Here is a 13191-nt window from a genome sequence, read left to right as displayed (position 1 = left end):
TCGTCAGAGGGTGAGCGACCATGAGGTCAGGGAGCCGGTGTCGAACCGGTAGACGTCGGTCAGCCGCAGCTTCCAGGTGCCGTTCTTGGCCTCGCTGGACGTGTCGACGGTGTAGGTGGCGTGGACGCCGTTCTCACCGACGCCACCGGCCTTCTTCAGCGAGTAGGCCGAGCCGTCCGGTGCGACCAGGTCGATCGCGAGGTCGGCGGAGTAGGCGTGGTCGATGTCGACCTTGACCGCCGTGGTGGCTGAACCGTTGCCGGTGCAGTCGCTGACGGTGATCGGCGACTCCACGGCGGATCCGGCGTCCGGAATGGACAGTGCGGTGGTGTTGGCGGGTGCGGTGCACTCACCGGGCTGCGGGCCACCGAGGCCGGTGACGTTGAGCAGCTTGTTCGGTGAGCCGCTGCCGGGGTTGGTGATCTTGCCGGACACCGCGGCGCCGACGATCGCCGATGCGACCTCCGACGGGCTGCCACCTGGCTTCGCGGTGAGTGCGATCGCGGCGGCGCCGGCGACGTGCGGGGTGGCCATCGACGTGCCGCTCATCGTCTGCGAACCACCGTTCTTGCTGGTGGAGACGATGTAGTTGCCCGGAGCGAAGAGGTCGACGCAGGAGCCGTAGTTCGACATGGCACCGTTGGGGAACGTGGCGCGGCGATCCTGGTCGTCGCTCGCGCCCACGGTGATCGCACCGGCGACGCGAGCGGGGCTGGTGCCGCAGGCGTCCTGGCTGGAGTTGCCCGCCGCGAGCGTGACCGTGATCCCCTTGTTCAGCACGCGCTTCACGGCGTCGTCCACCGACGTGTTCGCGCTGCCACCGAGGCTCGCGGTGGCGATGGAGTTGGCGCCGGCGTTCTGCGCGACCCAGTCGAAGCCGCCGATGATCGCCGACCACGCGCCGGAGTTGTCGCAGCCGAGCACGCGCACCGAGACCAGCCTGACCTTCTTGGCCACGCCGTAGCTCGTACCACCGACGGTGCCCGCGACGTGCGTGCCGTGGCCCTGGCAGTCGGACGCGTCGTTGTCGTTGTCGATGAAGTCCCGGCCGGAGGTCAGCCGCCCGCTGAAGTCGGCGTGGTTGTTGACTCCGCTGTCGATGACGTAGACGGTCGCGCCGCCGCCGTCGTTGGGGTAGGCGTACTTCTTGTCGAGAGGCAGGGACTGCTGGTCGAGCCGGTCCAGGCCCCACGACGGGGGATTGGCCTGCTCGCCGAATCCGCGGGCGATGCCGTCCTGCTCGACGTAGGCGACCCTGGGATCGGCCGCCAACCGCCTGGCCTGCTGTTCCGGCATCGTCGCCGAGAAGCCGCTGATCGACGCCGTGTACGTCAGCTTCCGCTTCGCGCCGTACCTCGCGGCCAGGTCACCGGAGGTCGCGTCGACCTGCTTGTCCTCCTTGAGAACGACGATGTAGCTGTCCTTCACCGCGCCGGGAGCGTCCGCACCGCGCACCGGCGCCTCCGGTGGTGCCGCGGACGCCGCCGGCAGCGCGGCCACTAGCGCGGCGGACGCCAACACGCCCATCACCGCGAGGCGGACTGGTTTGCTCGAACCCATCGATGTGCTCCGTTCACCACCGCCGCAGGCGCGGCGAGACGGCCGCGGGCAGGGGAGTGGTGAAACGAGCGGCCGCCTCCGGGCACCTTGTCCCCCATCGGGGCGCGAACCATCCGTGCTGAATTGGGTAGTGGCCCCCAACTTTTGCGCGCGGCCGGACGACGCCTCTTGATCGCCTAGCGTCGGTCCCATGACAACGGCGGGATTCGTGGGGCGGCGGGACGACCTGGCCGAGGGCGTGCGCGCGGTCCTGACACCACCCGCGATCCTGTGCGTCACCGGGCCCGCCGGAGTCGGCAAGAGCAGGCTGGTGGCCGAGATTCTGGCGGACCGGCAGCTTCGGACGCGCACCGTCCTGCGCGGAGTGTGTCTGCCAGGAGGGGATTTTCCCTGCGGAGCGGTGTTCGACGCACTGCGCGCTGCCAGGCCGCGGGCGGAGCCGAGCCCGGTGACCGGGGCGCTCGCCGCCTATCTGCCGGAGATCGCCGCGTACCTTCCCGCCGCACTGCCGCCGTTGCCCGATCCGGCAGCCGAACGGCATCGCCTGGTCCGGGCGGTCCGCGATCTGCTGGAGGCCCTGACGCCCGCAGTGCTGGTGGTGGAGGACGTGCGGTGGGCTGACGACGACACGCGCACCCTGTTGCGCTACTTGGCATCCCATCCCGTTGAAGAGCTGTCCGTCGTCGTCACGGGGCAGGCTGGACTGCCGCGTCAACACGTGCTCGAGCTGTCTCCTTTGGACGGTGATGGCGTGACGGAGCTCGCGCTGTCGCTGGTACCCGGCCTGTCCGGCGGCGTGCTGGAAGAGCTGGCCGCGTACACCGGGGGACGGCCCGATCTGGTCATCAGCGCGGTGATCGGCCTGCTGCGCACCGGTGAGGCGACCCTGGACGGAGTACCGCCGTCCGCTGCGGTGCGCCTGAACACCGCCTCGCTCCTGGGAAATCTGTCCACGGTCGCCCGCGCGGTGGTCGAAGCCGCTGCGGTGACCTGCACCCCCGTGTCGCTGGAAGTCCTGGCGCCGATCGCGGGAACCACCACGGCCGCGGCGGCGAACGCGGTGACCGAAGCCGTCCGGACCGGCCTGCTCGCCGAGTCAGGGGCCGGTCGGTACAGCGTGGAACCCGGAGTGGTCCGACGATGCGTGCGGGAAGGACTCGCGGGACCCGCGGCCAGGCGCGTCCACCTGCGTGCGCTGCACGTCCTGCGCGCAGACCCGGCCACACCTCCCGCGCAACTCGCCGCGCACGCTCGCGCCGCCGGCAGGTTCTCCGACTGGCTGGCCTGTGCGGAGGACACCGGCACGGCCGCCGCACTCGGCGAGATCCTCGACGAACCAGCGCTGCCGCCTGAGCTCCGGTGCCGTGCCGTGACCCACTACGCGCGCATCGCCCGGCGATTTCCGGATCCTGACAGCATCACCAGGCTCGACGGCCTGGTGCAGGACCGCCGCCTGGGCACGGCGGCCCGCGGTGAGGCGCGGCTGGCCCTCGGCACGTTGCTCGTCCGGCGCCCAGGCCGAGTGGAGGAGGGCAGAACGGAACTCGCTCTCGCCGTCGCGGACCTGGGAGCGCACGCGGCACGCGCGATGACGATCCTCGCCGACCCGACGCTGGGCAGAAGGCCCGTGGCAGAACACCAGGCGTGGGTATCGCGTGTGATCACCGACGACGAGCCGGCCCTCCTCGCCGCGGCCACCGCGACCCTGGTGCACACCGCCGACCACGACGTACCGGACCTGGTGCGTCGTTCTCCGGACAACGCGTGCGACCGGCTGGACCTCGCCGACGCACACCTCACCGTGGCATCCGCTTTTTCCTGGAGCGGACACGCGGGACGAGCGCGCGCCCACCTCCACATCGCCCGCAGGTTGTCCGGTGGGACAACGGGAACCGGGCTGGCCCTGCGCCTCGACTGGTGGGCAGGACGATGGGCCGGCCTGGCGGAGCGAGCGGAAGCAGGTGCCGACACGCAGCCGGACGCCGCCGAGGCCGCACTGGTGCGCGCGTCGCTCGCGGTCGCCACCGGCGACTGGCCGACCGCGGAGCGGTGGTTCACCCGCACCGGCCTGGACACTCCGGAGGACGCGATCAGCCCCGTGGTCCTCGCCGCGAGCGCGGCACTGATCCGCATGTCGCTGGACCGCGACGACACCGCCACCGCCGCGGTCACCGCAGACCGCGCGTCAGACCTCTTCCACCGCAAGGAGAACTGGGCGTGGGCAGCAGACGTCGTACCTGCCATCGTGCGCGCGTGGCTCCACACCGGCGCAGCAGCGGAAGCCCGTGAACTCGCCTACGAACTGGCCGCGGCGGCGGCCCGGCTCGACGCACCGGCACTGCTCACCGCAAGCCACGCCGCGATAGGCGCCGTGTCCACCGCTGAAGGCGACGACGAACGCGCTCTGATCCACTTCGAGCGCGCACGCCACCACGCGGCCAGAATGGGTGCTCCGCACCTCGCGGCCGGTCACACCGAGGACGCGATCCACGCACGGCTGCGTCTGGGCGACTCCACGGCCATCGAGGCTCTGACCGACGTGATCGCGCACTACGACCAGCTCGGCGCCACCCGCGATGCCAACCGAGGCCGCCACCTGTTGCGCGACCACGGCTCGGCCATCCACACCCGCCGCTGGCACCGCGCAGGCCCCCGCGTCCTGTCACCACGCGAGCGGGACGTGGCCGACCTGCTGTCCCGCGACCGCTCCAACCAGGAGATCGCCGACACCCTGCTGCTCTCCCGCCGCACGGTGGAGCACCACGTGGCCAGTGTCCTGCGGAAGCTGGGCCTGCGGTCTCGCCGTGAGGTCGCGCACGCGTTGGGTTGACGGCATGCGGCGCCCTTGCGGATCACACCGATGGAGGACCGCGGCTTCGTCTGACGGACCGACGCGCCCGTCGTGCACCGGCACCACGGGCGCGTCACCTGTCAGGGCGTGCACACAGAGGCAGTCCTGTGGCAGGCGACGGACGCCTTGTTCCGGTGCACGTAGTCGATCAGCTGGATGTTGGCCCGGTGGATGCCACCCACCACGGTCGTGCCCAGGGAGACGTCGCCGACGGGGGTGCTGGCGCACTGCGGGGCCAGGGTGGCCGGACCGGCCACCACCGTGTTGCCCTGGTAACCGGCGAAGGCGCCCTCGACGCACTCGCCGGTCTTGACGGACAGGTACTGGTTCGTGAGCATGACCGTCCTCCCGGAGGACGACCAGGCGATGTTCCCGGTGAGGCGACCGACGATCACGCCGGAGCTGTGCTTCACCACGACGTCGAACGAGGACGGGGCCGCGCTGGCCGTCCCCGCGGTCGTGACGGCGAGCAGCGCCATGGCCCCCAGGGCGAGTCCGGCTCGTTTCAGGATGCGCATCAAGGTTGTTCCTCTCCACTGGCCGACCCCCTGCCGGCCGTCTCCATGACACGCAGCCACCGTCATCGTTTCGTCATCGTTTCGTCCTCGCCACCGCTGACCTGCGCCTGGGCGAGCCGTTCCTGCAGCCGAACGTGCCGGAACTGGTAGACCGCACCGACCTGGCGGAGCACGCCACGACGGTGGGCGTCATCGAGGAACGTCAAGAACCGCCACGGAACGCGGCCCCGCGCGGCGAGCCAGACGACTGAGGGACCCAGCGCTCCGGACGCCCTGGCGAACCAGACGCTCAATCCCACCGAGAGCCCGAACAGCCCTCCGGCGAGGCACGCCTGCGCGACGCTCCTGGTCGGTTCGAAAACCTGCCCGCCGATGATCGCGCCCGCGACGGCATAGGCGAGACCGCCGGGACGGGGGACCAGGAACCAGCCGAGCAGACCCGCGGCCACCCCGCCCGCAATGCCCAGGACCACGTCGAAGCGGCCGTCCAGGATCTCCGTCGTGGGGTCGTCCGGGGTGAGCAGCAGCGCCAGCGTGAAGAACAGGCTGAGCGACACCGCGAACGAGGCGGTCAGCGCGAGCGCCGCCCTGCGGTCGTCGCGCAGTACGGTGCCGGGGCTGGAGACGCGGTTCGCGTCCAGCGGGGTGTCGAGCCACACGTGCACTCCGACGGCGAGGCCGAACACCACCGAGATCAGGCACGTCACCCACACCGGGAGCGACCAGCCGAATCCGAGGCTGACACCGATCACCGCGCCGATGGCGAACCTCTGGGCGAACCCGGCCGCGGTTCCCGCGAACCTCGCCTCGACCCGCAGCGGACCCGGCCTGCGCATCGCCCGGTGCGTGACGAACCCGGCGGCGCCGAACGAGACGCCGTAGACGATCCCGATCGCGGGACCGGCCGCGAACCAGCCGGTGAGCGTGAACAGCACCGCGGGCGGCAGCCCGAGCAGCAGGCCGGCGATCGCGGGCGGCACCGCGCGGTCGAGCTGCCACCAGGCGAAGTCGTGGGTGCCGCCCAGGTGGCGGGCGAGGAAGCCGAACCAGCGCCGTGCGTCGGCCAAGTCGTAGTGGCGTGCTCGGGTGCCGGGCGGAACCGGACGGTCGCCGTAGACAGCGGGCAGGTACGCGTCGAGCAGGTGCCGTTCGACTGCCGCCCGGTCGGGGAACCGCGCGGTGTCGCGGAGTTCGCCGGGATCGCTCGCGGGATCGCGGTAGGCGGTCTGGGCCAGGTCGACCATCAACGGCGTGCGCAACGCCAGTGCGAGCGCGCCGTCGGGTTCCTGCCGCAGCGCGCGCACCACCGGCTGCCACCGCGTCTCGCCGGTCCGCCGTCGCGCGGTGAGGAAGTCGATCGCGTCCTGCGCGCGCACCGGCTCGATCTCCACCACGGCGGCGCGGACCAGGAACGCCCCCTCCGCGCGCACCGCCGCCTCGTACTCGTCGCCCCGGCAGGTCAGCACGAGCGGCCGTCCGCCCGCGACGGCCCTGTCGATCGCGTCGATCGCGGCCGCGTGCAGGCCCGGTGGCGTTTCGTCGAGGCCGTCGAGCACCGGCATGACCCGACCCTCGAGCACCAGCCGCAGTGCCGCGTCCCGGCCGTACGTGCCGGCGTTGCCGAGCCCCGGGTACTCCTCGACCAACCGGCGGGCGAGCCACGAGTGCAGGTGTTCGGTGTGCGGGTTCCACGACGTCAGCGACAGCAGCACCGGCACCGGTTCGCCCGGCCGGGGGTCCGCGAGCAGCCCGAGCGTCAGCAGGATCGCCAGCACCGACTTGCCCGCTCCCGGCTCGCCGAGCACCACGAGCTGGCGTGCCGGGATCTTGCGCAACGACCCGACGACGTCGGTGAGGTCACCGCTCAGCTCCAGCCGTTCCGGCACCTCGCCCGGCCGCGTGCCCAGCACCGACGAGGCCGCGGCCGCCACCTCGCGTCCGGTGCTCGCCCACGTCAGCGGCACGGGTCGTGGCCGGTCCAGCGACCGCAGTTCGACCTCGGCCGTCCACTGCCTGCTGATCGCCGCCGCCAGCTCCTTCGCCGCCCGGTCGAGCTCGCCGGGCCTTGCGAACCCGTCGACGTCCGCATGGGCGGTCGGTGGTCTCGTCTCGCCACGCAGCACGCGTTCGTGCAGATCCCGGATCTCCTGGCCGGGATCGAGGCCGAGCTCCTCCGCCAGGGTCGCCCGAAGCCTCTCGAACACGCGCAGCGCGTCGGCCTGCCGTTCGCAGCGGTCGAGGGCGAGCATCAGCTGCCCGTGCACCCGCTCCCGCAGGGGGTTCTCGGCGGCGACCTCCGTCAGCTCGTCGACCACCTCCCGGTGCTGTCCCAGCGCGAGCTGCCAGTCGACGCAGGCCTCGAAGGCGTCCAGCCGTTGCTCGTCCAGCCGCGCCGCCCGGCCGTCGAGCGCACTCGCGCCCAGCCCGCTGAGCACCGGTCCGCGCCACAGGCGCAACGCCTCCCGGATCTCGGTCACGGCCTCGCGCGACGCACCGCGCCCGGCGGCCTGCCGCGCCCGCGTCACCATGGCGGCGAAGCGCAGCAGGTCGAGATCGTTCTCGCCGACCGCAACGCGGTAGCCGGGTCCGTCGGTCACGATGATCCGCTGGCCGGTGTCGCCGAGGCGGTCACGCAGCGCGGAGATGCAGTTCTGGACCTGCTTGGTGGCGGTCGCGGGTGGTTCGCCGTCCCAGGTCGCCTCGATCAGGCTGCCGATCGTCACCACGGCGTTCGGTGTCAGCAGCAGCGCGGCCAGCACCCTCTGGTGCCTGCTGCCCGGCAGTGCGAGCCTCGTCTCCCCGTCCCACACCTGCAACGGCCCGAGCACGCGAAAGTCCATGCGGACCACCCCCGCCTGGAAGATACCGAGAGCACCCGTCTCATTCGGGTTCCGGAGGCTCCTCAGGACGGCGTGCGCGGGTCGTGGCGGCGGATCCGGGCGTTGAGGTATGGCTCGTGGTGAGCCGCGCAGCCTGGCGTGTGCCGCTTGAAAAGTCGTCGCTGCACGTCATGCGGAGTACCTGACGGCGGTTCACAAGGTCTCGACGAGTTTCCTGAGCGGTCCGGCGAGGTCCGGGTGGTCGCCCTTCTGGACCCGGTGCAGCAGGCGGGATGCCACGTAAAGCTGAGCGAGTTGGCCGGCGTCGGTGTCGAGCACGCCGCCGAAGGCGTCGCGCACTCGTTCAGCAGTCTCCGGCACGAGAAGGCTGTGGCAGAGCAGCGTGGCTGCGTCTGTCCCTGCTGGACCGCGGCCCCACAACTCCCAGTCCAGCAGCATGAAGTCCGGTCCCATCAGGTTCGCCCAATGCAGGTCGCCGTGCACGGTTTCCCATTGGCGGACCACGGGGTTCACCGAGTTTCCGAAGTGCTGCTGGATCCTTCCGGTGATCAAAGCCTGATCGGCATGGACCCGGTCGGTTTGCGTCGCCGCGACCACCTCGATCGCTGTGCGTAGTTCGGCCCACCATTCATCGGGAAGGTCGATCGCGTGGCGCAGGATGTCGGTGGGGGAGCAGGGTGAACCTGGTGCCAGGGTCATCACCTCGGCACGTTGCTGCCGCCATTCCTCCCACTCGTAGACGTCGAGAACCTGCGGCTTGGGCAGCGTGGCGAACACGTTGGCGTCGAGGTTGCCGGTCCAGAAGTCACCGCCGGTCCACTGCTTGTCCTCGGACACCACTCGAAGCCAGAGCCACCGGCCGGCTGCTTGTACAGGTGCGCTGATCGACCGGTCCAGCCAGCCGAGCCGGGCTTGCCCGGCAACGGTGAGACCGAAGTGGACGGCAGCATGGCCGAGGTTCTCGTGCATCCACTGCCGAAACCGCGCGTCGGCTTCGCTCAAGTCGACGCGCAACGTTCCGCCGTCGGCGTCGAGCACGGGTGGGTGGTCAAGCTGTTCGGACACGGGATCCCCTCGCCTTGGTGCTCACCGAGCACGCTGTGCGAGTTCGTTGGTACCGCTTGGAAACACTCCAAGCGAGGAGCTGAAGGGGGTATGCCCCAATCGGGGAGGTTGGTGAGCGAGTTGCTTGCCACCTCGTTCACCAACTGACGAGCTACTTCATCGTCACGCGGCGGTACGCACTCCTGCCACTGCGTTCATAGTCATTTCAGTGCCGACCAAATTGAGCTTCGATCGTCGCGCACGTCACCGCTGACCCGCTGTCAAACGGAACTTCCAAGATCGCGGTCGAGCGATGCCAGCTGGGGGCTGCCTGCTATGGGCAGGCAGCCCCCGACGGTTCTGGAATCAGTTACGCGGTCAGTGGGTGGCGGGCAACGGCTGGTGACGGCGCGCGAACCCGGTGACTTCGGCGATGTACTCACGGCGGAGCTGCCGCGGGTCGGGATCAGGATGTACATACGGCGCCTGGGACACTGGACCCCCGACCACCCGCGAGACCAGGAGTGCACCGTGCAGCAGGGAACCGTCCGCTGGTACGACCTCGAGCGCGGCTTCGGCTTCCTCGCCCCCGACGACGGCAGCGACGACATCTTCGTGCACGTCTCGCAGGTGCAGGGCGAGGGCGCGGCCCGGGCGCTGCGCGAGGGCCAGACGGTGGAGTTCGAAACCGGTGAGGGACCCCGCGGTCCGCAGGCGCTGCACGTCGCCGTCACCGGGGACGTCGCGCCCGACGCGGCCCTGGGTGTGCTCGCCACCGTCTCCTGGTACGAGCCGGCCAAGGGCTATGGGTTCGCCGCGCCGGACGGCGGGGGTGCGGAGGTGTTCGTGCACTCCTCCGCCATCGTCACCGGGGGCGTCCTCGCTGCCGGGCAGCGGGTGGCCTTCGTCGTCACCGCCGGGGAGAAGGGGCCGCAGGCCCAGCACCTGGTGCCGCTGAGCTTCGACGCCGGGGTCCGCCGAGCCCCTCTGGTCGCGCCTGGCGACGGCGCCGACGGCTCCGTCCTGTGGTTCGACGAGGAGAAGTCGTTCGGCTTCGTGGCCGCCGACGACGGGGCGGGCGACGTCTACCTGCACGTGCGCGCCCTGGTCGACGAGGTGTACCTGCCGGCCGAGGGCGACCGGGTCTCGTTCACCACGGTCACCATGGACCAGGGTCGTCAGGCGCGCGAGGTGCGGTTCGTGGCCACCGGCGAGCCGGTGGAGGCCGCCGCGACCCCCAGCCAGGCCCGTCCGGCCACCCGGCCCGCGGCTCGCGCCGGCGACGGCACGGTGGCCCGCTACGACGCGGACCGCGGCTTCGGCTTCATCACGCCCGACGCGGGTGGGCCCGACCTCTTCGTGCACGTCTCGGTGGTCTCCGGCGAGCCCCTGGTGGCCGGCGAGCGGGTGCGCTTCCGCATCCGGCAGAGCGACCGGGGCCCGCAGGCCGATGCCGTCGAGCATGCCTGACCGTCCGGGACGGTCCTACGACGCCTCGAAGCGGGCGGTCCACGGCGAGGCGGACCTCCATCTCGGCGAGACTGCCGACTCACCCCAGGACACCGCGTTCCTCCACACGCGCAGCGCCGCTCATGCGCGCGCGGAGGTGCCGGAGGCGGGGGTCGAGCTGGTCCAGTTCGCCGGAAGTGAGGCAGATCTCGTAGGGCATCGGCAGTGGCCATCGCCCTCGATGCCTGCAACGACCAGGCTGCTGATCATCAACGAACGCGAGACATGACAGTTCTGCCCACGTGTCAGTCGGCGCGATTACTTCAGTGTTGACCCAATAAAGACACCGCTCGTGTGACGGCTGATAGAGGGCCCTCCAACCCGTAGCGTGAATGAGCGGGGAGGCGAACACTGTGCGGAATGTGATGTCGGGTAGGGCGGGGCAAGTGGTGCAAGCGGCCGAAGTCGGCGTGGTGCACCTGCACGGGGAAAGGCCCGTGCCTGTGCCGTTCCAGCTGCCACCCGCGCCGCGTTGCTTCGTCAGCCGAGAGGACGAGCTGGCGGCGCTCGACGGCTGGTCCCTGCTGGTCGTCAGCGGCCCCGGTGGCGTGGGCAAGACCTCGCTGGCACTGCGGTGGTTGCACGATCGGCGGACCGAGTTCCCGGACGGACAGCTCTACGTCGATCTGGGGGCCCACACGCCGGACGGGCCGGTGCCACCCGAGACCGTTCTGGAGTGGTTCCTGCACGCGTTGGGTGTGCCGGATGTTCCGGAGTCGCTGGCCGTGCGGCAGGCGATGTTCCGCTCCGCCACCGCAGGACGGGCGTTCGCGATGTTGCTTGACAACGCGGCTTCCGCCGCGCAGGTCCGGCCGCTGTTGCCGGCGGCGGGCACGGTCGTGGTGACGAGCCGGTGGCGGTTGAGCCCGCTGGGCATCGAGGGCGCTCGGTTCGTCGAGGTGGAGCCGCTGGGGTTGAAGGACTCCGTGCGTCTGCTCGACATGATCATCAAGGATGACCGGACGTCCACCGAACCCGACGCGGCGGGTGAGCTCGCGCGGTTGTGCGGCGGGCTGCCGGTGGCGTTGTCGGTGGTCGGTGCGCGGCTGTCGGCGCGCCCGCGCCGCTCTCTGGGGCGGGAGCTGAGCGAGCTGCGCGACGACCGGTTGCCGGAGCTGTGACCTCGGTGAACGCCTGCTCGTCGCCCGCCATGACAGCCTCGTCCGTGCTCACAACCGATCTCCTCGCTTCGCCGACCTGTATGACGGCATCCAGCGGAAAACTCAGCGCGGAGTGCTCAGACCTGCAAGGACCTCTCGGCGAGGTGCTCGCTCAATCCGACGGTGGACGTCGCGACCGCCAGCGACCGCGGTTCGAGCCTGCGCAGCAGCCCCACCAACAGCTCGTCCGGCATGCCGATGCGGAACATCTGGAAGGCGTTGTACCCGGCGGCCCAGTGCACGACGTCGTCGTTGAGCATCCAGCGGGCCTGGTTCCGTACGTCCAGTGCCGCCCAGGTGTCGGCCCTGTCGTTGAACGGCTTGGGCAGGAACTCCGCGATCTTCGTCGCGTCGTCCCCCTCAAGCCGCAGCCCCGCGCGGACCGCCGCCCGATGCTCCGGGTAGTCGCGCATCAGCCGCACCTTGACCAGGTCGGCCGCGCCGGCGAGCACGCCGTCCATCGCGCGGGCGGCCCGGCACTCGTCCCACTCCCAGACCTCGTCGTCGGAGGCCGCGAGCCGCAGCCTTTCCTTCTCGGGCAACGCGTTCCAGATCTCGTCCTGCCGGGCCGTGCTCGTGCCGACGAATTTCTGCACCCAGGCGACCAGTTCATCGTGCACCCGCCGGTCCCGCCGGCCGTCCTTCGTCATGATGTCGAGCGTCGGCTCGGGCTCCGGCTCCCTCGTCGTGTCGACGCGGCAGGACACGATCAGCAGCAGCTTCCACTGCTCCCGGGCGGCGCGGCCGAACAGGCCGTCGCAGGTGTGCGGGCCCGTTGTGGGACAGCCGCCGTGGCTCGTGCACAGCCTGAGGGTGCCCGGCGTCTCCTTCGACCCGGCGACGAGCACGGGCGCGTCGCACTCGTAGAGCGCGGCGATCGCCCGCAGTTCGTGCGCCTTGTAGGGCTCGTACTTGTAGTTGGGCACCGGCGTTCCTGCGTTCGCGACGTGCATCGGGGTGCGGTGGTGGTCCTTCTTGATCAGTTCCAGCACGTTCACCGTCGCGAGCCTGGTGTCCTCGTCGGCGAAGAAGTGCAGGGTCAGCCCGGCCGGCACCGTTACCCGATCCTTGCCCTCGTGCGAGCCGTGCCCGATCACAACGCCCACCATCGCGGTCCTCCCTCGATTGATCTCCCTACGAGATCATTCGTCGCCATCGCGGTTCGTGTAACCGGGTGGACCCGAGCGGACCAACGGAAATCCCGATGGCGCCGCCTATGACGTCCACTGTGGACCATGATGCTTCAGTCGCCCAGCCCGTTGGGTTCGAGCCCGCCTCGATCGGGAACGTGTTCCGGCTGCCCATCCGGAACCCCATCTGCGCCTCGTAATGCTCGGGCTCGACGACGTGACGACGATCATCACGGAAGGGAAGCCGGAAAGGCTCGCCAAGCTCTATGAAGACCTCGGCGTCGAACTCAGGTACGACATAGCAGAAGAGGCTGTCTATGCGACGACTTCTCCGCGTGTGTTTAACGTCCGTGTCCGAGGGGGACTTAAGTCCCCATATGTAGCAAGCTTGCGCAGTTCGTGTGTTCCTGCGCTATTGGATAGCTCGACTCTAGTCTGGAGGGCCAGTCGACGCGATTCAATCTTTCGCCGCTAAGTTCTGTCGACTGAGGCCAAGAACTTTCGCGAACCGCAGCTGATCTGGAATCGGACCAATCTATTGTTCGCGGTGAGTACGAGTGGCACTACAACGAGCACCGC

General features: G+C 70.3%; 9 protein-coding genes and 1 pseudogene. 5 read left to right on the top strand and 5 right to left on the bottom strand.

The window, feature by feature from the left end; all coding sequences use genetic code 11:
• Positions 1–3: 3 nt before the first annotated feature.
• Entirely contained in the window at positions 4–1560 is a 1557-nt protein-coding gene (locus BLR21_RS04670; RefSeq protein WP_090004314.1) for a S8 family peptidase, read from the bottom strand.
• A gap of 190 nt (positions 1561–1750) precedes the next feature.
• Here BLR21_RS04670 and BLR21_RS04665 point away from each other — a divergent pair, with 190 nt between their 5' ends.
• Entirely contained in the window at positions 1751–4390 is a 2640-nt protein-coding gene (locus BLR21_RS04665) for a LuxR family transcriptional regulator (protein WP_090004313.1), read from the top strand.
• A 101-nt stretch (positions 4391–4491) separates the two neighbouring features.
• Here BLR21_RS04665 and BLR21_RS04660 read toward each other — a convergent pair whose 3' ends face one another.
• From BLR21_RS04660 to BLR21_RS04650, 3 genes are all read right to left on the bottom strand, one after another.
• Positions 4492–4929, bottom strand: coding sequence for a hypothetical protein (locus BLR21_RS04660; RefSeq protein ID WP_090004312.1), 438 nt, complete (start codon positions 4927–4929; stop codon positions 4492–4494).
• A 62-nt stretch (positions 4930–4991) separates the two neighbouring features.
• Positions 4992–7769 (bottom strand): AfsR/SARP family transcriptional regulator, encoded by a 2778-nt coding sequence (locus BLR21_RS04655; RefSeq protein WP_090004311.1) that lies wholly within the window; start codon positions 7767–7769, stop codon positions 4992–4994.
• 192 nt (positions 7770–7961) lie between these two features.
• Positions 7962–8834, bottom strand: coding sequence for an aminoglycoside phosphotransferase (locus BLR21_RS04650; protein WP_256334460.1), 873 nt, complete (start codon positions 8832–8834; stop codon positions 7962–7964).
• Positions 8835–9344: 510 nt separating this feature from the next.
• On the opposite strand from BLR21_RS04650, the pseudogene BLR21_RS43545 reads away from it, so the two are divergent.
• The 4 genes and pseudogenes from BLR21_RS43545 to BLR21_RS04635 form a co-directional block, all read left to right on the top strand.
• Positions 9345–9548, top strand: a pseudogene (locus BLR21_RS43545) (cold-shock protein); the annotation flags it as partial.
• Between the two features lie 30 nt (positions 9549–9578).
• Complete coding sequence (locus tag BLR21_RS44505; RefSeq protein ID WP_420843854.1) at positions 9579–10283, top strand: cold shock domain-containing protein; 705 nt, start codon at positions 9579–9581, stop codon at positions 10281–10283.
• The gene (locus BLR21_RS04640) at positions 10276–10551 is read left to right on the top strand and encodes a hypothetical protein (RefSeq protein ID WP_090004310.1); all 276 of its coding nucleotides are present in this window, start codon (positions 10276–10278) and stop codon (positions 10549–10551) included. Before BLR21_RS44505 ends, BLR21_RS04640 begins: the two co-directional genes overlap by 8 nt.
• Positions 10552–10759: 208 nt before the next feature.
• Complete coding sequence (locus BLR21_RS04635; protein WP_176929449.1) at positions 10760–11443, top strand: NB-ARC domain-containing protein; 684 nt, start codon at positions 10760–10762, stop codon at positions 11441–11443.
• A gap of 116 nt (positions 11444–11559) precedes the next feature.
• On the opposite strand, the gene BLR21_RS04630 is transcribed toward BLR21_RS04635, so the two are convergent.
• Positions 11560–12591 (bottom strand): putative adhesin, encoded by a 1032-nt coding sequence (locus tag BLR21_RS04630; RefSeq protein WP_090004308.1) that lies wholly within the window; start codon positions 12589–12591, stop codon positions 11560–11562.
• Positions 12592–13191 lie beyond the last annotated feature (600 nt).

The sequence above is a fragment of the Lentzea albidocapillata subsp. violacea genome (assembly GCF_900100275.1).
Lineage (GTDB): Bacteria > Actinomycetota > Actinomycetes > Mycobacteriales > Pseudonocardiaceae > Lentzea > Lentzea violacea.
The sequence above is the reverse complement of the archived record's forward strand: the minus strand, read 5'-3'. Positions and strand labels throughout refer to the sequence as shown.